Source organism: Okeania sp. SIO1H4 (assembly GCF_010672695.1).
Lineage (GTDB): Bacteria > Cyanobacteriota > Cyanobacteriia > Cyanobacteriales > Microcoleaceae > Okeania > Okeania hirsuta.
Window position 1 is genome coordinate 1 of record NZ_JAAHGB010000088.1, and the last position, 22,548, is coordinate 22,548.

Below are 22,548 nucleotides of genomic sequence, written 5' to 3' on the forward strand. Positions count from 1 at the left end.
ATTTGATATTTTTGATAGAATTGGATTGTGGATTAATCAATTGCTAGAATGATTAATTAATGGTTATTTTTAGTCAAAATCTAAACCAATTTTTGGCAATATCATTCCATAATGTGCAACCCCTATTTTTTTATACCGAATTAAAGGGATTTGATATAATCAGGATATTCTGTTCCCTCCCCCTCAAATTGATATTATCTTTATCCCTTATGGGTTTAATACCCCAGCGTCTGCACGGTGCAGATGTTGCTGGTGGGGTGAGAATCTCCATCGACCCCATTCTCCTAACTCCTGACTTCTGACTCCTAACTCATTCTTCAAGCAAGTTATTATTTTTGTATGCTGGTGAATAATATAATTCAGAAAAAATCTCATTTTAAACTCTATTTTTTTAAACAAGATGTTAGCTAAAATCAGAGATACGGAAATCTATTTTGATGTTGAAGGTGCTGCCCTAGTGCCAGATGGGGAAAGGATGCGAGAAAAACCTGTTGCTTTTGTAATTCATGGGGGACCTGGTGCAGACCATACTTCCTATAAACCTACCTTTTCTCCTTTGAGTCAAAAATTACAATTAGTCTATTTTGACCACCGGGGACAAGGGCGATCGGCGAGGGGAGCAAAAGAAACTTATACCCTCGAAAATAATGTAGAAGATATGGAAGCATTGCGCCAATATTTAGGGTTAGAAAAAATTGTGATTATTGGTACTTCTTATGGAGGAATGGTTGCCCTGAGTTATGCAGTCCGTTATCCAGAAAATGTTCAATCTTTAATTGTTATTGCTACTGCTGGCAGTTCTAGGTTTTTGGAACTAGCAAAAGTTAATTTAGCAAAAAAAGGAACAAAAGAACAACAAGCGATCGCTCAATTTTTATGGGATGGTCAATTTGAGAATGAAGCTCAACTGCAAGAATATTTTCAAGTAATGATGCCCATGTATTCATTAACTTATCAACCAGAAACATCGGGAAAAAGTTGGAACAGAACTATTTTATCTCCCGATGCTATTAATGTTGCGTTTGGTGGTTTTTTACGTTCTTATAATGTGCTTGAGCAGTTACATAAAATTACTGCTCCCACTTTAATCATGGCAGGAAAACATGATTGGATTTGTCCTCCAGAATTGTCAGAAGAAATCGCTAAAGCTATTCCCCATGCTAATTTAAAAATCTTTGAAAATAGCGGTCATTTAATCAGAGTTGATGAACCAGAAGCGCTTCTCGATGCAATCATTGGCTTTTTGGTTTACAAGTAATACTAAATTTGGTGCGCGAAGAGAAATTTATTGTGAAGGTAAGGCAGAAGGCAGAGGGCAGAAGGCAGAAGGGTTAGAAGGATTTGGACAAATTAGTTTTTCATAACCGGATTTAATATTATATCAAACCCGGTAGCATTGGTATAATTATATTTAGGAGTCAGAAGTTCTTCATTTAAGACTAAAAAAATTGGCGTTGGTGAAAAGAGGTATGATATCATGTCCGGGTAAGAGCGCGAACAAAAAACTTTCTCCTTTTCCTCCTCTTCTTTCTTCCCTTCTGACTCCTGACTCCTGACTCCTTCTTTAACCGTGTTTTTTGAGCCAGCTAAACATAGCACGCAAGTCTTTACCCACTTCTTCAACAGGGTGTTCTGCTTCTTGACGACGCATGGCAGTAAATACAGGTTTGCCTGTTTGGTTTTCCATGACAAACTCGCGGGCAAATTGACCAGATTGAATTTCGCTTAAGATTTTCCGCATCTCGGCACGAGTTTGGTCATTAACGATCCGAGGACCGCGAGTATAGTCACCAAATTCAGCAGTATTGGAGATACTGTCCCGCATCTTTGCCAGACCACCTTCAACAACGAGATCCACAATTAGTTTAACTTCGTGCATACATTCAAAGTAAGCTAATTCTGGCTGATAACCTGCATTTACTAGAGTTTCAAACCCAGCTTTAATTAATCCACTCAGACCACCACAGAGAACTACTTGTTCGCCAAAGAGGTCAGTTTCAGTTTCTTCCCGGAAGCTGGTCTCGAGAATACCTGCACGAGTGCCACCAATACCTTTAGCATAAGCCATAGCGCGATCGCGTGCTTGACCAGAAGCATCTTGGAAGATGGCAAATAGACAGGGTACTCCTTCTCCTTGTTCATAAGTCCGTCTGACCAAATGTCCTGGCCCTTTGGGAGCAACCATGACCACATCTACGTTTGGCGGTGGAAGAATTTGACCAAAATGAATATTAAAGCCGTGGGCAAAAGCTAGAATTTTTCCTTCTGCGAGATTAGGCTCAATTTCGTTTTTATAGACGGTTTTCTGCACTTCGTCTGGCAAAAGAATCATAATTAGGTCTGCTATTTCGGTAGCTTTGTCTACTGGGTAAACATCTAAACCTGCTTCTTTTGCTTTGTGGGCAGACTTACTACCTGGATATAGTCCTACAATTACTTTTAAGCCACTATCTTTGAGATTTAGGGCGTGAGCATGACCTTGGGAACCATAACCAACGATGGCAATAGTTTTGTTGTTGAAGATGTCCAGGTTAGCATCGGTATCGTAGTACATTTTGGCCATTATTTTGTCTCCTGTCAGCAACTATATATTATTTATGCAAAACTTCTATTATATCAAATATCGGTAAAATTTTCTACTCTACACTCTATAAAGAGGGAACAGGGAACAGGGAACAGGGAACAGGGGAAACCCACCCCTCGCCCCTCCCCCTCCCAGGAGGGGAGTAATTGATAATTTATGGATAAGAATTGATTTTATTTTTGATTTTTACCGAATAATTAAGGTTTAAAGCCTCTTCTTTAAAGGAGAAACAAGCGGTCGTTAGCGTAGCTTCCCGTAGGGTGGGATGGTGAGGAAACCTGTACCATATCCAATCGACCAAGAGAGAAAAAATTTTCATTATTAGTCAATCCTATCCGTTTTCAAGGAGAGGTAATTGTTAATTATTAATTATGGCTTACCGATCTAATCTAAAAGTATTTACAGATAAAGGTAAGTGCCTTTTTGGTGCTTTTAAAAAGTGCCTGGTTTTCAGCTCTTCACGCTCAAAAAGGAGCGTATTTTAGGCCAGAGTTGGGCAGAAAAATTATTCTTACAATTCTTACTCCTACCTCCTAGTTCATTCCCATTTCTCCTGTCTCCTGTCTCCTGTCTCCTGTCTCCTCCCCTCACCCAATAAGACTTTTTCAGCAAACCCTAATTATTAATTATTAATTATTTAATACCCATCAGGTCCAATAGTAGTGTCGTTGTGTTCTGCCATAGATAAATCAACTTTTTTAGCTCGAAATAAATTACACCATCCCAATTTAGCATTATCTAATTTTGCCTTCTCTAGATTAGCTTTTCTTAAATCTGCATGGCTTAAATCTGTGTCTGTGAGGTCTGCATTATATAAATTTGCACCTTGTAAATTGGCTCGATTCAAATTTGCACCACTCAGAATAGCATTACGCAAATTAGCTCTCGATAGATTTCCCTGCGAAATATTGGTATTAGATAAATTAGCTTGATAAAGTTTAATATCTCCCATTTCCACTTCTTGTAAATTACATCCTTTAAGATTAGCTTGATTCAAATTTGCATAAGGCATATAAGCTTTTGTTAAATCACAACCTTTTAAATTAATTCCTTCTAAATCAGCCTCAAATAATTCAATATTACTCAAATCAATATCACAAAATTCTCTTTGACCCTCCGCGTATCTTGCCAGTAATTCCTCTGCACTCATTTTCTCCATCTTAATATTTTTATAACTACTTGATTAGCAGTTGATAATTATTATTTATGTGTTAAATTATGAGTATTTATACTCGGTTTTTTTTATTAAGCTTAATATTAAGATTGCCTTATAAAAATTACTGCGATTCTAATCCTTTTTTAAGATTTGTAAAATTTTTATTCAGAAATGTCAAAATCATAACTATACCTAATAAAACCTAACAAGAATTATGACAGAAGTTAAACAATCCATCGCTCAACACTACCATGAACGGACAAAATACGACCCAGAAACAATAGCAAGTAAGAATAACCAACTAGACTGGGAAAAACAACCAATACCATTCAAAGAATATAAAGTCGGGACAACTATTGACCTCAAACCCTATCTACAAGAACAAATTGATCAAGAAAAAGATTTAGGAGAAGGAGAAAGGCTATCTAATTTATTTTTATGTAGCTATGGTTTAACTGGTAAAGTGGCAACAATTATGGGAAATCATTACTTAAGAGCTGCTCCCTCTGCTGGAGGTTTGTATCCTGCGGAGGTTTATTTAATTTCCCGTGGCACACCTCTATTACCTGCCGGACTATATAATTATCAGGCCAAAACTCATTCCTTACTCAGATTTTGGGATAATAGAATCTGGCCAGAATTGCAAGATGCTTGTTTTTGGCATCCAGCTTTAGAAAATACAAAATTAGCGATCGCCATAACTACTATTTTCTATCGTTCTGCTTGGCGTTACGAAGACCGAGCATATAGAAGAATATTTTTAGATACAGGTCATTTACTAGGTAATATTGAATTAGCTTCTGCTTTCACCAACTATCGACCTCATCTAATTGGTGGGTTTACCGATGAAGCAATAAATCAAATGCTTTATCTAGATACTCAAGAAGAACAGGCGATCGCTATTATCGCTCTGGCAGACCTACTAGATATTGAACAAAATCTCTCACAATGGGAAAGTGCTTTACCTTCTAGCACTCAAACAGATTACCCTATGATTCCAGATGGTGAACTGCTAAAATATTTACATCAAGCTGCTCACATCAACTCAAATTCTCCAAAAGTGCCTACCTGGAAAACAAGAGAAACTCCTGAATACTCAGAAGATAAATACAACTTTCCATTCTGTACAAAAGTCTCCACTGTCACTCCCTCTATCTCATGGGGCAAAGACTTAAGAGCTTTAAGAAAAACAATTCTCAAAAGACGCTCTACTCGCGTGTATACTGGGGAACCAATTGCTTTAAAGGAACTATTAGCTGTATTAGATTTTACCTATCAACCCCATCATTATATTAATCAAGACTTAGATCGTAACCCTGATTATTTTGACCTAAGTTTAATCGAAACATTTATTGCTGTTTCAGGAGTAGATGGTTTAGAAGAAGGTTGTTATTATTATGCTCCAGTTGCTCAAGAGTTACGGCAAATTAGGTTTAAAAATTTCCGACAAGAGCTACATTTTCTGTGCTTGGGTCAAGAGTTAGGGAGAGATGCTGCTGTTGTGCTATTTCATACCGCCGACCTCAAAAAAGCTGTAGCAAAATATGGCGATCGCGTTTACCGTTACCTCCATGCAGATGCAGGCCATCTTGGGCAAAGGCTAAATTTAGCAGCTATTTATCTTAATTTAGGTGTTAGTGGTATCGGTGGTTTCTTTGACGATTATGTGAATGAAGTTTTAGGTATTCCTGTAGATGAAGCCGTTGTGTATATTTCTACCTTAGGCCAAGCGCGATCACAATAATAGGATTGGGTAGCATAATTATAGCGATTTTCACAAAGGTAGACTACAGACAAAATATAAGTATGTTTTAAGTTTAATCAGTTACAGATCTGACAGCTGTATTCTATGTTAATGAAAACCGCTATAAAAAAGTTTGACTGTGCTACCTTTCTATAATGAAATCAAATATGGTAGACATCTAATCTTTCTACTGCTTCGGCAGCAACAAAAGTATCTTGAGGTATTTCTTGGAGTCAATTTATAGCTTCTTGCCATACCTCCGGTGGATGAGGAGGGTTTTGCACAATTAAACTTGCTTATGTAGCTAACTTTTTAGCAGTAACTAACTTAGAGGTTGCTGTTTTTTCTACAATAAGTTTTTTTCGCAGATTATTATAATCTTGGCGGTAAGCTTGAAACTGTTTACTCGCTTCTTTTTCAAAAGTAGTATCATCAGGAATTTATTCTAATAATTGAATTGCTTCGAGTAACTTTGCTTCTGCTTCTTCCCAAGTCGCTAAAGGGAGTGGTTGATATTTAACCATATTCTTAGCTTGAATATTTAGTTTTTGAGCTTCTTTTAAATCTTTTTCAGCTTTTTGTTGTTCTAAAAGAGCTTGTTCTTCAGGAGAAACAATTACTATTTTTTGACTAGCTTGTAGAGCATAGACAACTATACTTACTTCTATCATTAGAATAGAGGTGTTGCTGAATTAGTGTATGATATTAATCTTAATCACTTTAGGAGTCAACCCACCCCTCGCCCCTCCCCCTCCCAGGAGGTGAATTCAGGAGGACTGAGTCAGGAGGGAAGAAACAGGAGTAGAAGGAGAAAGTTTTTTGCTCGCTCTCTTCTCCGGATAAGATATCATACCTCAAATCAGCAACGCCGAATAGATAATAATAAGATGATCAGATGTTTCTGTGAAAATTTTGTTTCTTCAGAAAGTTGTTCTTCCTGCTGTTGCTGTTGTTCTATTTCTTGTAGTAACTATTCAGAATCTAAACTTTCCTCAAGTTCACTTAAAAGTTGATTTGGTTCCATTGCTAAATTAAGTACCTGTGGAAGATTAATTTAACATTTAGAAGTAAAGAAGAGGGGGCAGAAAATATATCTCAGTATATATATCTCAGTATAAATATACAAATAATTTTGCCCACCTACTTATTAACTAGAAGCACTTGTATAGTAGCGCAAGGCCAGCCGCCAAAATCCAATAGAAGCAAATAATAACCCACTTGCCAAAATAAAAGAAACTATTATCCAAGTTCCTCCAATTCTACCTAAGATTGCTTCAGTTGGAATTGTTGTTAAAAATGCAACTGGTACTAGAAAAGTAAAAAAGAAACGATAAGCATTGGGATAGGCACCCATTGGGTATCTTCCTGCTTCTAATAAGCCTTTAAGGACTTCTGTCACATTATAAATTTTTACGAACCAAATACTTGTTGAACCCAAAATAAACCACAGACTATAAAGAGTAATTATCCCACAGACTAGGGGTACTAAACTAAACAAATAATTATCTATTCCTAAGCCTAATTTACTACCAGCATATTCCAATAACAGAATACCAAAAATTACATCTGGTATTCCCCAAGGAGAAATTGTACGAGTAGAAAGCCAAAATTGACTACTGATAGGTTTTAGTAGTACAAAATCTAGAGTACCTTCTTGTACTTGTGTGACAATGCGATTCAGATTTGAAGTCAAAAAAATAGCAGATATACCCTGTAAAATAGTAAAAATTGCTAAGACAATTAAAGCTTCTTCCCAATTCCAAGCATCAAATTTATAGCCTGTTCTATAAAATAAAAATAACCCAAATAAGCTACCTAATAAATTCCCTAAACTGCTGATTGCTGCTATAACAAAATTGAAGCGGTATTCTAATTCAGCAGCGATCGCTGTCCCCCAAAATAATTTTAATATTTGTAGGTATCGTTCCATTTTTATTTGATTTCATCAGAAAATTTACATCTTTAAAAATTATACAGCAATCCTATTTCAGTTGTAGGTAAAAATATCTTTGAATTTAGGGAATAGGGAACAGGCAACAGGAGTAAAAGTTTCAGAGTTTTTATATATCCTTAGATTTTTTACAAAAGATTTTTGATTGCTATATCAAAATAATGTTTAGTTTATGCCAATTATATGTGAGACTGCACAAAATTATGAAATTTATTCACTTGTCTTGTTGATCTATATTTACAGTCAACTCTAATTCAAATATTATTCTATGCAACTTTATATGAATTTGATATTAATCTCCTTTTTTTCAAGAAGGTGATTCGGGAGTTTTAGCAATTATTGAGTTAGAGTTAAATCTGCATTCTAATTGATGTATAGCAGGTAAGGGTGGGGTATTAAATTTAATAGTGGAGGAGTGAAACAGTGAGATTTATTTTTTCCTAATTCCCCTCCAATTCAGGAAAAGGTAATTCTGAAAAATAATAAGTTTAATTTCCTCTTATCTAGCAACAAGTCTACAGACAACTTATCAAAAGTAAAAATCTCTATCTTTAGTCGTTATTTCTCTCTTCTTCAATGAATCAAACTTGGAGAAGTCAGAACAAATACATCTCGATATCCTACTTCTTCAGTTACAGGTTTAATCGGAGTTGTAAAGTGGAAAAATTCATGGTCATTTACCAATAATAAATCCCCAGGATTGAGAATTTTACTAAATACTGGCTTTTCTTTTCTAGCAGTATAAAGATGAGTTGCACCGCCTTGAATATTATGTCTATTTACTGCAAATATGCCAATAAAATCTGTTCCGTCTCTGTGGATACCTTCTGGTGCTGGATTACCTGAATTCTTAGGGGAACAAATCGTTCTAATTTGATGTACTCCAATTTCTGCTTCTGGATGTATTTTGCAGGAATCGCAGAAGGCTAATATCATTTTTTTAAAGTTATCTAAGGCGATAAGTCTGTCGTCTATTTCAGCATATTCCCTTTTAATATCTCCAGCTAAAGGATTATAATTTTTGCTTTGGAAAAGATAACCATGAGGCTGTTTTATTACCTCTTCCCCTGAGATAATAAAACGAGAAAGTCTTCTATAACGATATTTAGCTTTCATGTAGGGATCGAGAGGAAGGTCAGCAAAAAACTCTTCAAAACCTTCCATACTAATTGAGTTTACCTTTTTGTAGGTAAACATAAAAGCGTAATCTAAATTAATTGATTCTAAGACTTTTTCCATAGATATTTCTCCCTATTTTCATAGAGTAAAAATTGAGTTTTATATTGTTTATATTTTTAGTATAGCTCAGATTTATGAGAAGTGTTGCTAAGTATTATACAAAGCATTGATTTTTGTTAAAAAATGTGGCGTTGATGAAGGGCGTGTATGATATTAATCTTAATTATTTAGGAGTCAGGAGTCAGGAGTCAGGAGTCAGGAGGAAAGAAAGAAGAATAAAGAGGAATAGAAGGAGAAAGTTTTTTGTTTGCTCTCTTATCCGAACAAGACATCATACCTCAAATTACCAATGCCAACAAGTCTAATACTAATTGAATAAATGTTGGCTAAAAATAGCTAGGCTATTTATTAGGAGTCAGGAGTCAGGAGTCAGGAGTCAGAATGAATCGTTTTTATACTATTTAGTCAAAGGGACATTTCCTGTAAAATCTTTTAGTCACTCCAATTATTGATAACATTCTTAGATTAACTTTTTCCCTCTTCCCTCTTCCTTCTTCCTTCTTCCCTCTTCCTTCTTCCTTCTTCAAAATTAACCTCTTACTGCTTTAACTAAAGCTTGACAACCTTGTAAGAAAATACTCACATCTATACCCAATCCAATATACTGCACTCCACAATCAATCCATTTTTTTGCAGTCTCTGAATTATTAGTAAAAGTACCAACAGCTTTTCCAGAACTCCGAATAATTTCTACTGCTTTTTGCATTAATTCCACTACTCGAATATCATCTACCTCTCCAGGAATACCTAAAGATTGAGATAAATCATAAGGCCCGAGAAAAATCACATCAATATGAGGAACTGTAACAATTTCTCTCAGATTTTCGATACCTTTTGCACCTTCTACATGAACTACAACTAAAGATTCTGCATTCAATTTATCGGTAATATTACTACCTGCTGAAGTGTAAACTCCAGCGCGAGTTCCAAATGATAAACCACGGCAACCAATGGGATTATATTTAGCACTTTGCACTACTATTTCTGCGTCGGTTATTGTTTCTATCTGTGGAACTTGTACACCTGCACTACCAATATCAAGAGCACGTTGAATTTGTGCGGCATCATTTTTGCTGACTCTAACAACGGGGGCAATACCAACACAGTCAGCAGCACGACATAGGTCTTCTGCGACTAGAATATTTAGAGGTCCGTGTTCCAGGTCAATGACTGCAAAATCAAATCCTGCTAGACCACAAATTTCTATGAATGCAGGGTAAGCACAATTCATAAAAAGTCCGAGTACAGTTTCGCCGTTTTTGAGTTTTTGTTTGAGTTGATTTTTTTGCATGGTTGATAAATATATAGAAAAGAGGTAATAGGGAATAGTAGTGGGAGCATCTTGCTCCCGTTCCTGGTATTTCTTATTCCTGTATACCATTACTATGTAAAACTACCAACAATATTACTAGAGAGTTTGGAGACCAAACCCCTACCAAGAATTTTAAATTTTTGGAATAATGCTTATAGAACCCATTTGAGATCTATATAATTATGGTGGTCAAGTCTTTTCGCGCATCAATTTTGACCGAAAATCTTGGTGTTGGTGTGTTGAATTTTTTGTATTATTTCTCCCCACATCTTCCCTCTTCCCTCTTACCTCCTGTCTCCTGACTCCTTGCTTTTTGTATTATTTCTCCCCACATCTTCCCTCTTACCTCCTGTCTCCTGTCTCCTGTCTCCTGTCTCCTGACTCCTTGCTAAATTTATGAAGATACGATCAGGGGTTCTATACATTATATCATGTCCGGTAGCATCGGTCTTGTATAGCAAAGGTAAGGAAGAAGGAAGAAGGAAGAAGGAAGAAGAAAGAGGGAAGAGGGAAGAAGGCTACCCTCGCAAGAAAAAACCATCATTTCCTGTAGATATTCACCCTTAGGTTTACACAAACGATATAAACGGACATGATATTATCCGGATTAATTCCTCTTTCCTTGAGCATTTATACTGCTCTGTCTGCACGTTGTTTTTCCTGAATAGTTTTGTAGAATGAGCGTCTTGCCTTTTAGTTGTTTTATCCTGAACAAACACTCAGCTCTTGGTATTAGCGGTTAAAGAGATGATTTTTTCCTAGGGGTAACATTCTTAGTCGGGTATTCAAAGCGATCGCTTTGGATGACCTTTAAATTTTTACCTCTTGATTTACTAACGCCCAAATTTAAACTTTAGGTGCAACTGATGACTACTTCACAAAATCCAAACAATCAAAACACTCAAGCAAATCAAAAAAATTTCTTGCACAGATTTATTGAATCTTTCCGTAGAAATAGTACGGTATTTGTTGTTGCTACTATTGCTAGTATTATGATTTCTATCATAGGATTTGTTGTTGATTTTGTAGAATTTCAAGCAATTATCCATCCTCCAATAGATATTAGCAATTATAAATCGGGGTCGGTTTTGGTCAAAATCACAGGATGGTCAGAAACATCTTATAATTTTGCTGAACAAGATGGAACAGATGGACTCAGAGCTTTTTTTGTTCAGAGATTAAAAGGAAAATCTGAACAAACTTCTATGATTTATACAGACCATCAACCTACGGATCGAATGCTAAATAAAGGTGTATCTCCAGAGAAAGATATTAGTGTTCTTAAAAATGTAGACTACGAAGGCACAATTCCTGATATTACCAAACCCATATCAAAAAGAAATTCTCAAACGCTTCTTGCACGACTTATTCAGGCCAGTAGAAATGAAGAACCTGTTTGTCTTTTTGTTTATGGTATACGTGATAATGAAAAGTCTCAATTCTTGAATATTATAGACTTTAAAACAGTGAATCAAAATTTTCAAGATGAATATAATACTCTTATAAAGGAAGAAAATCTACATAGGAAACAAGATAAATTAGTTAAGTTAACTGGGGATGCTTGCTCTGGTCTTGGTAAACCCTTATTTGGGTAATTATCAAACCCACATTCCGCACCACAAAATGTAGTATAGAAGAAGGAGTCAGGAGACAGGAGACAGGAGACAGAATTTTAGAAGAAAATCATAACTGCCGCGATCGAGTACATGATCGAGCAAGTATTTATGCTTCATTATTTACTCGGAATTTGATCGACGAAAAAAGTAATTGAGATGACTTGCATAGTATAAATACCTACCAAGCTACGGATTTATATACTACTTTTAATGATACAAATTGAAGTGCGAAATGTGGGATCAAAATATCAATCCTTGGTTGATAGATACTTTGACTCTCGAATATGAGCTTTCGTTAATCAACAGAAACCTGGTTTTTTAACAACCATTAATATTTTGAGTGAATAGAGAAAATAGGGAACAGGGAACTCTAGGGTTTTGCGGACCAAACCCGTACAAATTATCCTATTTCTCATCATCCTCTTCTACTAATTGAACCAGGTTTTCCAAAGCACCATAAACTCTTGGCAAATTATCGATAGTGAAATTCCCAGAATCTTTGATAAAATTGTCTGCAACAAGCTTTCCAAACTGCCACAAATTACCATCTGTCACTATTCCATATACTCCCCTGAAAAAATTATCATTTATTTTCTGTGACGCGAATAACTCCGCCAGACATTGCCCCCAACCATGCTCAAAATCATTTCTCTTAGCTTCAACAACAATAACAATAGGCTTTTCTAATACAGTTTTACCAAGTTCAGAACGTCGTGAAAAAATATAATCAGGTGTTCCAGAGAGAATTTCATCATAAGAAATACTTTTGCGAATCCAAAATGAATACTTCTGATAATATTTCTTATAAACTTCACGCAATAGTGGCGAGATTATAATTTCACTGCGAGATGCTTCTGAGGCAAACAAGTCTATATTTTCTTTGTTAAATTCAAAGTCTTTGATAAAACTGTCTGAAGGCAATAATTCCTGACTAACTATCAAATTCTCTTCTGAATATTTAATTCTATACTTTTTTTGTACATCCGAGATTGTCTTAAAATCACTGAAAGCCATATTTGATATAATGTTATTTACAAATGGTAGAGACGTTGTATGCAATGTCCCTACTAAATCAGAAGGGCTAAACGTTGAAGAAAAACTTCAATTAATGTGTTATTTATCAAGTCATCTTCAAAGAGATGATAATTCAACCCCTAAACCTAGGCGTCAATGGCATAATATTCAAGGAAAAGCAACTTATCCATTAGTAGGAGAAGATGCTCAACAATGGATTTATTGAACTCGTCAAGAAGACACTTATAACTTAAACATACTTATTAACAAAAGCTTCAGGAGTTAGACACTCAAACTCTCCAGTTTTTTCTACAATAGCCTTAATTAATTTATAGTTAGCCGACACAAAACATTGAGCTTTAGCTGTTTTAGCAGTTAAATAAACTCCTGCATCCTCTCTAGGAATATTACCTGAATTTTTAATTATTTCTAGTTCATTTTCATCCAGTAGAACATAACAGACTTGAAAATATTGCCATATTTTATCGACTATTTCTCCACTCCAATCTTTATGTTTTAGACGTTTTGCCACTCGCAAAATTTCTGCAAGCAATATTTCTGAAATTACAACTTCAATTAATGCAGATTTTTTCATACCTAAACCAGCCCATTGAAGACATCTAAACTCATTACTTTCTGGAGCAGCGAAACCAATAATATAAACATTAGTGTCGAAAAATATACGACTTGGAGAAATAGTCATTTTTTTAATTTAAAAGTATTATCAAATTTAATAAAGTTAGCGATGTTATTGTGAAATTTCCTTTCTAACTTCTCGTACTAAATTCACTATATCCTCTCTTGATTTATATCCTGCTTCTGCTAAGTCTTTAGCAAATTCTGATTGTAACCTTTCTAGAGGCATTAAAGAATATTGAGAAGATTTATTTTTCCTAAGTTCAACTATCATTTTTTCAATTAAAATAATTTGTTCAGAAACAGGAAGCTGTTTGGCTAAATTAAACACTTGTTCTAACATAATAATATTGTCTCCGTGAAAAATAATAACCCTGTAGGGACGTTGCATGGAACGTCCCTACTTTTTTAAGGGGAATTTAGGGGAATCGTCAATGTACTTCATCTTTATGAGAAATGCTATACATAGAATTTAGAATTAGTAAATTTACCTCATTTTCTAAATTCTACATTCTAAATTCTAAATTCGGAAGCTACTGTACCGTTACCACTTGTTCCGAACTTTCATTTGCCAAGCGATCGACTGCCCGCAAAGCATAATTTCCTGGCGTAACTCTCACCGCATTAGTAGCAGAATTTAATACTTGTACAAGTGACCATTGATTACCTGTTTGCTGATACAACGCCCAAGAACGAAGATCTCCAGTATTATCAGCACTCCAACTAATAACATCAGAATTAACCTGTATTCCTGTCGGTGGTGCGGGAGGTTGGTTATCTAACCACGGCATCGCTGGAGGTAATGCTGGAGTTGGATAAACTGAACTTTTGAACACATTATTTACACCCGCTACATTATCTCGAAACATCTTCATACTAAAAAAGATATTTCCTAAAGAAAGTTGACTTGCTCTCTGACGAGAAATAGCAACTTGTCTCTCAAACTCAGATACTGACCAACCTGCACCTTGCAACTGACTTAAATAGTTTCCGGCATAAATATGACGACGTTGTGGGTTTTGTTGTAACCACCAATTTAACAAAACTGGATAACTTTGTTGAGGGGGGTCGATTCGCCAATAAAGTTGCGGTGCTAAATAATCTACCCAACCCTGCTCCATCCATAATTTCACGTCAGCATATAAACTTTCATATTGATCTAACCCGACAATACCAGGAGGGTTCCCTGGGCGATAAATGCCAAATGGACTAATGCCAAATTTCACATAAGGTTTCTCAGCGTGAATACCTTGGTAAAGACGTTGTACCATGTTATTCACATTCTGTCGTCGCCAGTTAGATAAAGAGAGAGTACCACCAGATGCTTTGTATGCGTTATAGGTTTGGTAGTCGGGGAACTCTTGTCCGCGTTGAGGGTAGGGATAGAAATAGTCGTCAAAGTGAATGGCATCAACGTCATAACGACGGACTACATCCATAATGGTGTTGAAAGTTTGGTCTTGAATAACTTTCGCCCCTGGGTCCATCCAAATGTTGTTGCCGTATCTATAAGCATATTGGGGATATTTGACTGCCATGTGATTTCCAGCAAAGGAACCATCATTGGGACTAAGTTGAGCGCGGTATGGGTTAAACCAAGCATGGAGTTCGATATTGCGTTTATGACTTTCGGCGATCGCAAATTCTAGTGGATCGTAATATGGTTGTGGTGGGGTTCCCTGTTTGCCTGTCATCCAACCACTCCAGGGTTCGATCGGAGAATCATACAAAGCGTCTCCATTGGGTCGAACTTGCAAGACTAAAGCATTAAGGTTAAGTTCTTGCATCCGGTTGAGGATGTTGAGTAATTCTGATTTTTGTTGCGCAACAGATAGACCACGTTGGGATGGCCAGTCAATATTGGCAACGGATGCTACCCATACTCCTCGAAATTCTCTGGGGGAAAAGGAAGAGGGTTGTTGAGCAGTGGCGGTTGGTAGATAGGTGTAGATTTGAGTGAGGGTTAGTCCAAATATTATTAGGGAAACCCAGAGGAGGTTTTTGGGTCGAAAGCGAATATTTTGAGGGATATTAATTTTGGAAAATAGTTTGCTGATTAAGTTCATTTTTGGACAATTTGGATAATTGGCGTTGTTGAATAGTAATAATTTTTAGATTAAGTATCAACGCAAAACATAAGTTTTTCAATTTTATCTTCAGCTACTTACCATTACATTTCAGCAAGGCAGGATAATTTAACTTTATAGTAAATCTAATTCTCCTTAAAAGGAGAGACTTTCAACCTTTGGGAATTAATTATCAATTTTATTATTTGTTAATATTCTTTAAATTTTTTGAAGTTATAGCTGATTTATCAAGTAAATATTAAGAGGATGAATTCTTTACTATACTTAGGCTTTGCGATTTATCGTTCAGTCAGACCCAAATTACTAAAAGCTAGGTAATATAAGACTTTTCCAGGGTCATGCTGCGCAAACAGCTAAGTTTACAAATTAGCTCTTAGTACAACTGTAGTTTTTTATGGGTTAGGATGGTGGAGAAAATACTAAAGAAATAACTTTCAGATGGATACTTTAATAAGAATAGGAAGTCGAGGGTATCAAGTTATTCAGCTTCAAGAACAATTAAATAACTGGGGATTTCCAGTCGGGAAAGTAGATGGAATATTTGGCCCTAAGACTCTTGCTGCAGTTATTCGTTTTCAGGAATATCATAATTTAAAGCCAGATGGTATTGTTGGTCCAGAAACAAATAAAATTTTGTTAACACCTCCTAATGTTCAAGCTTTAATTAACGTCATAATAGATACTGGTACGAGTAGTGATATTCGTAGTAGTGTAATTTACGCATTAGGAGACATAAAATCAAAAGAGGCGGTTCAACCTTTAATTAACATTATCACAACTGATAGAGATAGTGATGTTCGTAGTAGGGCAATTGACGCATTAGGAAGGATAGAATCAAAAGAGGCGGTTCAACCTTTAATTAACATCATCACAACTGATAGAGATAGTGATGTTCGTAGTAGTGCAATTGAAGTATTAGGAAGGATAGAATCAAAAGAGGCGGTTCAACCTTTAATTAACATCATCACAACTGATAGAGATAGTTTTTTTCGTTTTATAGCAATTGAAGCATTAGGAAGGATAAAATCAAAAGAGGCAGTTCAACCTTTAATTAACATCATCAAAGATACTGATACGGATAGTTCTGTTCTTATATTGGCAATTTACGCACTAGGAAACATAGAATCAAAAGAGGCTATTCAAGCTTTAATTAACGTTGTTCAACCTTTAATTAATATTATCACAAATACTGGTGAACATATTCATGTTCGTAAGAGTGCAATTGAAGTGTTAGGAAACATAGAATCAAAAGAAGCTGTTCAAGCTTTAATTAATATTATCACAAATACTGGTGAACATATTCATGTTCGTAGTAGTGCAATTGTAGTATTAGGAAGGATAGAATCAAAAGAGGCGGTTCAACCTTTAATTAACATCATTGATACTGATACTAATAGCGATATTCGTAGTATTGCAATTGACGCATTAGGAAACATACAGTCAAAAGAGGCGGTTCCACCTTTAATTAAAATTGTCACAGATACTGATACTAATAGCGATATTCGTAGTAGTGCAATTGACGCATTAGGAAACATACAGTCAAAAGAGGCGGTTCCACCTTTAATTAAAATTGTCACAGATACTGATACTGATGTTTTTGTTCGTAGTAGTGCAATTGACGCATTAGGAAACATACAGTCAAAAGAGGCGGTTCCACCTTTAATTAATATCATTACAAATACTGGTGAGGATATTGATGTTCGTAAGAATGCAATTGAAGTATTAGGAAACATAGAATCAAAAGAGGCGGTTCCACCTTTAATTAACATCATCACAGATACTGATACTGATGTTCGTAGTAGTGCAATTAGAGCATTAGGAAACATACAGTCAAAAGAGGCGGTTCCACCTTTAATTAAAATTGTCACAGATACTGATACTGATGTTCGTAGTAGTGCAATTAGAGCATTAGGAAACATACAGTCAAAAGAGGCGGTTCCACCTTTAATTAAAATTGTCACAGATACTGATACTGATGTTTTTGTTCGTCGTAGTGCAATTGAAGCATTAGGAAGGATAGAATCAAAAGAGGCGGTTCAACTTTTAATTAATATCATTACAAATACTGGTGAGGATATTGATGTTCTTTGTAGTGCAATTGAAGTATTAGGAAACATACAATCAAAAGAGGCGGTTCCACCTTTAATTAATATCATTACAAATACTGGTGAGGATATTGATGTTCTTTGTAGTGCAATTGAAGTATTAGGAAACATACAATCAAAAGAGGCGGTTCCACCTTTAATTAACATCATTACAGATACTGATACTAATAGTTCTCTTCTAGAGATAGCAATTAGAGCATTAGGAAACATACAGTCAAAAGAGGCGGTTCCACCTTTAATTAACATCATTACAGATACTGATACTAATAGTTCTCTTCTAGAGATAGCAATTAGAGCATTAGGAAACATACAATCAAAAGAGGCTATTGAATCTTTAATTAACATCATCACAGATACTAATACGGATAGATATGTTCGTAGGATTGCAATTGAGGCATTACTAGGAATAGAGCCTGAGCAGTATCAGGGTTATTCCATTACACATTGGACAAATCTATTGAGCAATAGGATCAGAAATAGGTAAAGCTTTATCATTTTCTTTGTGGGTTTAATACCCCACCGTCTACACGGTGTTCAAAATTACTTGGGGTGAGAATCCATAAGTAATTTTCCTCCTGTCTCCTGTCTCCTGTCTCCTGTCTCCTTCTTCAAGACTTTTTACGGTTTCGTACCATGAAAGTAGCGATTGCAAATAAAGTCGCTTTTTACTATAATTATAGTCACCTCTATTACTGTGTTTCTGGCTTTTCCAGACACAGATAATGCCAAGTCCAATGAATTGTACTAGCACTTTTTATTGGTATTAATATACTGTATTTCCAAAAAATGTTTAAAGATTTCCCACAGCAAAACTTGCAAGGTGGTACTGTCAAAAGTCAAGATAATGCTAATTTTAGCCATAGCAAGATTCAGGGACGAAACTTTTCTCAAGCTATGCTTGTTAGTGGAAATTTTCGTTATGCCCAAGCTGGGCTAAAAATAAGTTGGTTGCTGATTTTAGGAACAATTTTATTATTTTTAGCAATGCTAGGTGGATTTATCTGTGGCTATGCAGGAGCTTTTATAGGTAGTATATTGAAATGGAAAGGTCTAACTTGGATAGGACCATTATTAGTCCTTGGTTTTGGATTAATTTTATTCTTGGGTTTTATTTTAATCACAATTTATAGAGGTATAGGTACGGCTTTATGGCTTTTTACTATAATTGTACTCACCTCTATTGCTATGTTTATGGCTCTTCCAGGCACAGATGATGCCGGAGCTGATGCCAGAGCAGACGCAATTTTACTAGCATTTTGTATTGGTATTAATATTTCAGGGGTATTGTTAGAGGCAATTGCGATCGCAGTGATGAGAATTTCATTCCCAAACAGAATGTTATTATTATTGATTCAATTTGTAACTCTAGCTACAGCAATACTGGGAATAATAGAAGCCAGTCAGGAAGAGAATAAAAATTTGCTCTACACTTCATCTGTTGTCAAAATTTTGGCCATTGCAATTCCTGCCACGATAACTTTGCTCGCTCTAAGTCTTTTTATTGGTTGCCGTGCTGTGGTTGGCGATCGCAAATACGCTTTGATTAGAAATATTGCAATTATTCTATGTAGCTATGGAGGAACTAGCTTTTACGAAGCAAATTTAACTGATGCCAACTTCTCTGGTGCCAGTCTCAAAAACACTAATTTGAGAAAAGCTATTCTCACTCGCACTTGTTGGTTAAATGCTAAACACCTAGACAAAGCTAGAGTTGAAGGAACCTACTTAGAAAATAAAATAATTCGTCAATTGGTTGTAACAGGTAACGGACGAGATCAGAACTTTGACAATTTAGACTTACGGGGATGTAACTTACGATACGCTGACTTAACTGATGCTAGTTTCATTGGTACAAAGTTGAGCGAAGCTACTTTAGAAGGGGCAAACTTAACAAGAGCAAAACTTGTGAAAGCTCAACTGTACGGTACTAACCTAACAAATGCAATACTAACAGGTGCTTGTATTCAGGATTGGGCAATTTCCCTGGATACCCAATTTGAGGGGATTAAATGCGATTATGTTTATATGCGCTTAGAAACAAAAGAAGACCGCGACCCTTGGCGCAAACCAGACAACCGCAATGAGATTTTTAAAGATGGAGACTTTAGCAGTTTTATCGCCCCTATTATCAAAACTAAACAACTTTATCAAACTCAAAATGTAGACCCACGGGAAGTAGCAGAAAATTATTCAATTTTAGATATATTTCACCATGAAGGAGTAGACCCCAGTGCCGCAGCAATAGCTTTTCAAAGATTAATCGAAAAATATCCAGAATCAGGATTACAAGTTCTTTCAATTGAAGGGCGAGGTAATGAAATAGTTCACTTTCAAGCACAAGTTACTGATGATGTTGACCGCTCATTTCTCAGTCAAGAATATAATGAAATTTATCATCAAATAAAATCAGGAAGTTATCCAGATTTATTAGCACTTTTAGCTGGAGTAGCGGAAAAAGACAAACATATTATTGAGCTGAGAAATTTATTAGAAACAGCCTTAAAGCAGAACAAATTTTATGTCGAAACCTATCAAGAAACCCGGAATATTGAAGTCCAGAAAGGTGATTATCGAGAGACTTCTGTTAATGATCGAGGGAGTTATTTTGAAGGGGATACTCATCATAACTCCCCAGAGAAGGAAAGGGAAATAAACTAGCAACCTTTCTGGTAGAATTTGTTTTTATTTTCCTTGATTGTTGGTATTTTTCCACTCTTCCAAAGCACCAATCACAAAACTTGCTGCCGGATGATTTAAAGTGTGCTCAAAAACACTGATACCACCAGCTTTTAATACACTAAAAACCCGATTCATTAAAGCAGGATTAGTTTCAATTTTCTCAATTACTTCCCCTGCTATTTTCATATTTCCAGTCATTGTATCAGTAGGGTTATTTTGACTTAGTTGTTCCAGCAATTGTTGAATTTCATTAGCAGCATCAGCCAGGTTTTGTTTTTCTGCGGAATTATTATAGTAATCTCCTTCAACATAACTTCCTTGGTCATTAATAGTTGTCTCACGATAATCACCAGTTCCAATTTGTATATTACGTTCGCCAGTCATTGTTTTATCTCGTTTATTAGAAGTATTAAAATCAGATTTATTACGAGGTATAAAAGTCGCAGTTTTAGGAGTTGAATTTTCCCTATTTTTATCATACCACCGAGGAATTAACTCTTGATGTATTCCTGCAATCATAATAGCATTATATCCTAACTGATAAGCAAAATTATAAGTTTGTCCAGCTCCCAAAGCATCATAAAAAGCCACAGCAAATTCAATTGCAGCTCTATCATTTATAGCCTGACTCATACCAATCACATAATTAATATATTTAACTATTTCTTGAGCTTGATACTCTGAATAACAAGCATTCAGAACAACACATTCTACCTGTTCCGAAAATAATTGAAAAAGTCCGGCAATAGCTTCAGTATCAACTAATTTTTGAGACCCAGTTTCATCCTCAAAAACTAAACCATCATGGCCTGCTCCATGTCCGCTAAAATGAACAATATTCGGTTGATAATCTAAAATAGCTCTACGAATATCTCTATATCGAGTAGCTTCCGCAGATTCAATTAAAAATAAATCTCTAGAAGGCGATCGCCTCAATCCTTCTTTTATTTCTCGCATTTCTTCATCTAACCTTAAATAACTTGTACTTTTAGGATTAGCTGATAAAATTAATATTTTCCGATAAGTAGCATGATTATTCATAAACTAATACCTCGTGAAGTTCTCTCCCGTTAAATCAAAGATTATAACCGGAGCTTCTCAACAAACAAAGAAGTTTCTTGTTTTGCTGGCTGACCAATATCTAAGCCTCCACAAGCAGACAAGATGATACCCACCTCGTTTAACGCTTTATTTAATATGTTTTTTGCTGCATTTTCATCCCTATCTAAAACTGTTCCACATTTCTGACAAGAATGAGTTCTAACTGATAAAGTCTTAGGTACTTTTTGACCACAATTACTGCAATTTTGTGATGTATTGTGAGGATTAACTTTTACTACATGAACACCGCGTTTTACCGCTACTGCATTCAATTTTTCAATAAAATTACCCCAGGCTACATCATAAATTGATTTTGATAGTTTCGTGTTTTTTGCCAGACCTCTAATATTTAAGTTTTCAACTGCAATCATATCATATTGTTTAACTAATTTATGAGCAGTCTTATAGTGAAAATCTTCTCTTTGCCTAGCAATATGTTGATGTAATCTAGCTATTTTGTTTTGTGCCTTTTTCCAGTTGTTTGAACCTATTTCTTTTCTAGATACTTTTTTTTGCTTTCTTGCTAAATTCGATTGAGATTTTCTATAGAATTTAGGTACAGAAACAGTCTCACCAGTATTAGTAGTTAAAAACTCTTTTAACCCTACATCAATACCTACAGCAGTTTTGATATTATTTGTAGGAATTAGATTAGGAACTGATTTATCTTCTAAACTGAAACTTATATAATAACCATCAGCTTTTTTGGTTATAGTTGCAGTTTTTATCGTCATACCATCTGGTATAGGTCTATGAACTATGACTGGAATAGTACCAAACCTACTAATAATGATTTGCTTACCATCAAACTTAATTGCTGCTTTAGAATGATTGACTCTGCTGAAACAAAATGACCTTAACTTTCCTGATTTTTTAAATCTAGGTCGCCCTCCACGTTGACCTTTTTTGTCAGGTATTAACCAACGTTTCCAAGCTTTATCTAGCCTTTGTAAGTTAATTTGTTGAATTTCTGAATATATTTCCTTGTAGTCAGGAAATAACTGTTTTGTCTGTTTAAGTGCTGATTGTTGAAAATAATAATCTGGTCTAGTAGAAATTTCACCAATAGGACATGAAATTAATGAACAACGGTCAACTTGACATCTAGTTCTATTTAACCAATCTAGTCTTTGACCTAGAGCATAATTCCAATGTCTTCGTAACAGTTCTAGCCAATAATATCAAATCCGGTAGCATCGGTATAAAAAAATTAAACCTGATAAATTAAGGGATGAATAGTAAGAGTTGGGCGATCGCCATGCCGAGATTGTTAAAGCTAGAACCACACAAAAGTATCGAAGAGTTGGAAAAACTCTACCGACAA

23 protein-coding genes are annotated in these 22,548 nt (G+C 35.5%); 7 read left to right on the plus strand and 16 right to left on the minus strand.

The genetic code is table 11. The features are described from left to right. Positions 1-400: 400 nt before the first annotated feature. Positions 401-1,258, plus strand: coding sequence for an alpha/beta fold hydrolase (locus tag F6K06_RS29840; protein ID WP_124147136.1), 858 nt, complete (start codon positions 401-403; stop codon positions 1,256-1,258). Between the two features lie 306 nt (positions 1,259-1,564). On the opposite strand, the gene ilvC is transcribed toward F6K06_RS29840, so the two are convergent. The 3 genes from ilvC to F6K06_RS29855 form a co-directional block, all read right to left on the minus strand. Further along, the gene (ilvC, locus tag F6K06_RS29845) at positions 1,565-2,563 is read right to left on the minus strand and encodes a ketol-acid reductoisomerase (RefSeq protein WP_124147135.1); all 999 of its coding nucleotides are present in this window, start codon (positions 2,561-2,563) and stop codon (positions 1,565-1,567) included. A gap of 471 nt (positions 2,564-3,034) precedes the next feature. Beyond that, entirely contained in the window at positions 3,035-3,196 is a 162-nt protein-coding gene (locus tag F6K06_RS29850; protein WP_161565146.1) for a hypothetical protein, read from the minus strand. A gap of 25 nt (positions 3,197-3,221) precedes the next feature. Next, the gene (locus tag F6K06_RS29855) at positions 3,222-3,734 is read right to left on the minus strand and encodes a pentapeptide repeat-containing protein (RefSeq protein WP_338043252.1); all 513 of its coding nucleotides are present in this window, start codon (positions 3,732-3,734) and stop codon (positions 3,222-3,224) included. A 220-nt stretch (positions 3,735-3,954) separates the two neighbouring features. On the opposite strand from F6K06_RS29855, the gene F6K06_RS29860 reads away from it, so the two are divergent. Continuing rightward, on the plus strand, positions 3,955-5,484 hold the full coding sequence (locus F6K06_RS29860) for a SagB/ThcOx family dehydrogenase (RefSeq protein WP_287244321.1): 1,530 nt from the start codon (positions 3,955-3,957) through the stop codon (positions 5,482-5,484). Between the two features lie 440 nt (positions 5,485-5,924). On the opposite strand, the gene F6K06_RS29865 is transcribed toward F6K06_RS29860, so the two are convergent. From F6K06_RS29865 to F6K06_RS29875, 3 genes are all read right to left on the minus strand, one after another. Then, positions 5,925-6,155: a hypothetical protein gene (locus F6K06_RS29865; RefSeq protein WP_287244323.1), complete on the minus strand. Its 231-nt coding sequence runs from the start codon at positions 6,153-6,155 to the stop codon at positions 5,925-5,927. A gap of 476 nt (positions 6,156-6,631) precedes the next feature. Then, on the minus strand, positions 6,632-7,414 hold the full coding sequence (locus F6K06_RS29870) for an ABC transporter permease (RefSeq protein WP_124145982.1): 783 nt from the start codon (positions 7,412-7,414) through the stop codon (positions 6,632-6,634). A gap of 594 nt (positions 7,415-8,008) precedes the next feature. Beyond that, positions 8,009-8,674, minus strand: a complete 666-nt coding sequence (locus F6K06_RS29875) for a 2OG-Fe dioxygenase family protein (protein ID WP_124145981.1) — start codon at positions 8,672-8,674, stop codon at positions 8,009-8,011. Between the two features lie 113 nt (positions 8,675-8,787). Between F6K06_RS29875 and F6K06_RS29880 the strand changes: the two genes are divergently transcribed. After that, entirely contained in the window at positions 8,788-8,979 is a 192-nt protein-coding gene (locus tag F6K06_RS29880; RefSeq protein ID WP_287309086.1) for a hypothetical protein, read from the plus strand. A 96-nt stretch (positions 8,980-9,075) separates the two neighbouring features. On the opposite strand, the gene F6K06_RS29885 is transcribed toward F6K06_RS29880, so the two are convergent. The 3 genes from F6K06_RS29885 to F6K06_RS29895 all read right to left on the minus strand — a co-directional run bounded on the left by F6K06_RS29885 (position 9,076) and on the right by F6K06_RS29895 (position 10,411). After that, positions 9,076-9,201, minus strand: coding sequence for a hypothetical protein (locus tag F6K06_RS29885; RefSeq protein WP_287244328.1), 126 nt, complete (start codon positions 9,199-9,201; stop codon positions 9,076-9,078). A gap of 2 nt (positions 9,202-9,203) precedes the next feature. Beyond that, positions 9,204-9,965 carry an HpcH/HpaI aldolase/citrate lyase family protein gene (locus tag F6K06_RS29890; RefSeq protein WP_124145989.1) on the minus strand — a complete coding sequence of 254 codons (762 nt, stop codon included), beginning with the start codon at positions 9,963-9,965 and terminating at the stop codon, positions 9,204-9,206. A 305-nt stretch (positions 9,966-10,270) separates the two neighbouring features. Next, complete coding sequence (locus tag F6K06_RS29895) at positions 10,271-10,411, minus strand: hypothetical protein (RefSeq protein ID WP_287244331.1); 141 nt, start codon at positions 10,409-10,411, stop codon at positions 10,271-10,273. Between the two features lie 441 nt (positions 10,412-10,852). Here F6K06_RS29895 and F6K06_RS29900 point away from each other — a divergent pair, with 441 nt between their 5' ends. Beyond that, positions 10,853-11,581 carry a hypothetical protein gene (locus F6K06_RS29900; protein WP_124145979.1) on the plus strand — a complete coding sequence of 243 codons (729 nt, stop codon included), beginning with the start codon at positions 10,853-10,855 and terminating at the stop codon, positions 11,579-11,581. A 426-nt stretch (positions 11,582-12,007) separates the two neighbouring features. On the opposite strand, the gene F6K06_RS29905 is transcribed toward F6K06_RS29900, so the two are convergent. Beyond that, complete coding sequence (locus F6K06_RS29905) at positions 12,008-12,616, minus strand: hypothetical protein (RefSeq protein ID WP_124145978.1); 609 nt, start codon at positions 12,614-12,616, stop codon at positions 12,008-12,010. Between the two features lie 10 nt (positions 12,617-12,626). On the opposite strand from F6K06_RS29905, the gene F6K06_RS29910 reads away from it, so the two are divergent. Continuing rightward, positions 12,627-12,842: a hypothetical protein gene (locus F6K06_RS29910; protein ID WP_124145977.1), complete on the plus strand. Its 216-nt coding sequence runs from the start codon at positions 12,627-12,629 to the stop codon at positions 12,840-12,842. A 24-nt stretch (positions 12,843-12,866) separates the two neighbouring features. Here the strand turns inward: F6K06_RS29910 and F6K06_RS29915 are convergent, their stop codons facing one another. The 3 genes from F6K06_RS29915 to F6K06_RS29925 form a co-directional block, all read right to left on the minus strand. Further along, positions 12,867-13,319 carry a PIN domain-containing protein gene (locus tag F6K06_RS29915; protein WP_124145976.1) on the minus strand — a complete coding sequence of 151 codons (453 nt, stop codon included), beginning with the start codon at positions 13,317-13,319 and terminating at the stop codon, positions 12,867-12,869. 45 nt (positions 13,320-13,364) lie between these two features. Next, positions 13,365-13,595 (minus strand): hypothetical protein, encoded by a 231-nt coding sequence (locus F6K06_RS29920; RefSeq protein WP_124145975.1) that lies wholly within the window; start codon positions 13,593-13,595, stop codon positions 13,365-13,367. A gap of 190 nt (positions 13,596-13,785) precedes the next feature. Further along, the gene (locus F6K06_RS29925; protein ID WP_124145974.1) at positions 13,786-15,318 is read right to left on the minus strand and encodes a glycoside hydrolase family 10 protein; all 1,533 of its coding nucleotides are present in this window, start codon (positions 15,316-15,318) and stop codon (positions 13,786-13,788) included. A 459-nt stretch (positions 15,319-15,777) separates the two neighbouring features. Here F6K06_RS29925 and F6K06_RS29930 point away from each other — a divergent pair, with 459 nt between their 5' ends. Further along, positions 15,778-17,928, plus strand: coding sequence for a HEAT repeat domain-containing protein (locus tag F6K06_RS29930; RefSeq protein ID WP_287244337.1), 2,151 nt, complete (start codon positions 15,778-15,780; stop codon positions 17,926-17,928). 39 nt (positions 17,929-17,967) lie between these two features. Here the strand turns inward: F6K06_RS29930 and F6K06_RS29935 are convergent, their stop codons facing one another. Continuing rightward, positions 17,968-18,195 carry a hypothetical protein gene (locus tag F6K06_RS29935; protein ID WP_124145972.1) on the minus strand — a complete coding sequence of 76 codons (228 nt, stop codon included), beginning with the start codon at positions 18,193-18,195 and terminating at the stop codon, positions 17,968-17,970. 35 nt (positions 18,196-18,230) lie between these two features. On the opposite strand from F6K06_RS29935, the gene F6K06_RS29940 reads away from it, so the two are divergent. Next, positions 18,231-20,102, plus strand: a complete 1,872-nt coding sequence (locus tag F6K06_RS29940) for a pentapeptide repeat-containing protein (RefSeq protein ID WP_287244340.1) — start codon at positions 18,231-18,233, stop codon at positions 20,100-20,102. 24 nt (positions 20,103-20,126) lie between these two features. Here F6K06_RS29940 and F6K06_RS29945 read toward each other — a convergent pair whose 3' ends face one another. Together F6K06_RS29945 and F6K06_RS29950 are read right to left on the minus strand one after the other, a co-directional pair. Next, positions 20,127-21,164 (minus strand): CHAT domain-containing protein, encoded by a 1,038-nt coding sequence (locus F6K06_RS29945; RefSeq protein WP_124145970.1) that lies wholly within the window; start codon positions 21,162-21,164, stop codon positions 20,127-20,129. Between the two features lie 41 nt (positions 21,165-21,205). Next, entirely contained in the window at positions 21,206-22,390 is a 1,185-nt protein-coding gene (locus F6K06_RS29950; RefSeq protein ID WP_287244344.1) for a transposase, read from the minus strand. Positions 22,391-22,548 lie beyond the last annotated feature (158 nt).

Bases quoted from the DNA above. Each gene is read 5' to 3' on its own strand.
- F6K06_RS29840 (WP_124147136.1), top strand. From the start codon at position 401: ATGTTAGCTAAAATCAGAGATACGGAAATCTATTTTGATGTTGAAGGT.
- ilvC (WP_124147135.1), bottom strand. From the start codon at position 2,563: ATGGCCAAAATGTACTACGATACCGATGCTAACCTGGACATCTTCAAC.
- F6K06_RS29855 (WP_338043252.1), bottom strand. From the start codon at position 3,734: ATGAGTGCAGAGGAATTACTGGCAAGATACGCGGAGGGTCAAAGAGAA.
- F6K06_RS29860 (WP_287244321.1), top strand. From the start codon at position 3,955: ATGACAGAAGTTAAACAATCCATCGCTCAACACTACCATGAACGGACA.
- F6K06_RS29865 (WP_287244323.1), bottom strand. From the start codon at position 6,155: ATGATAGAAGTAAGTATAGTTGTCTATGCTCTACAAGCTAGTCAAAAA.
- F6K06_RS29870 (WP_124145982.1), bottom strand. From the start codon at position 7,414: ATGGAACGATACCTACAAATATTAAAATTATTTTGGGGGACAGCGATC.
- F6K06_RS29875 (WP_124145981.1), bottom strand. From the start codon at position 8,674: ATGGAAAAAGTCTTAGAATCAATTAATTTAGATTACGCTTTTATGTTT.
- F6K06_RS29890 (WP_124145989.1), bottom strand. From the start codon at position 9,965: ATGCAAAAAAATCAACTCAAACAAAAACTCAAAAACGGCGAAACTGTA.
- F6K06_RS29895 (WP_287244331.1), bottom strand. From the start codon at position 10,411: ATGTATAGAACCCCTGATCGTATCTTCATAAATTTAGCAAGGAGTCAG.
- F6K06_RS29900 (WP_124145979.1), top strand. From the start codon at position 10,853: ATGACTACTTCACAAAATCCAAACAATCAAAACACTCAAGCAAATCAA.
- F6K06_RS29905 (WP_124145978.1), bottom strand. From the start codon at position 12,616: ATGGCTTTCAGTGATTTTAAGACAATCTCGGATGTACAAAAAAAGTAT.
- F6K06_RS29910 (WP_124145977.1), top strand. From the start codon at position 12,627: ATGTTATTTACAAATGGTAGAGACGTTGTATGCAATGTCCCTACTAAA.
- F6K06_RS29915 (WP_124145976.1), bottom strand. From the start codon at position 13,319: ATGACTATTTCTCCAAGTCGTATATTTTTCGACACTAATGTTTATATT.
- F6K06_RS29920 (WP_124145975.1), bottom strand. From the start codon at position 13,595: ATGTTAGAACAAGTGTTTAATTTAGCCAAACAGCTTCCTGTTTCTGAA.
- F6K06_RS29925 (WP_124145974.1), bottom strand. From the start codon at position 15,318: ATGAACTTAATCAGCAAACTATTTTCCAAAATTAATATCCCTCAAAAT.
- F6K06_RS29930 (WP_287244337.1), top strand. From the start codon at position 15,778: ATGGATACTTTAATAAGAATAGGAAGTCGAGGGTATCAAGTTATTCAG.
- F6K06_RS29940 (WP_287244340.1), top strand. From the start codon at position 18,231: ATGTTTAAAGATTTCCCACAGCAAAACTTGCAAGGTGGTACTGTCAAA.
- F6K06_RS29945 (WP_124145970.1), bottom strand. From the start codon at position 21,164: ATGAATAATCATGCTACTTATCGGAAAATATTAATTTTATCAGCTAAT.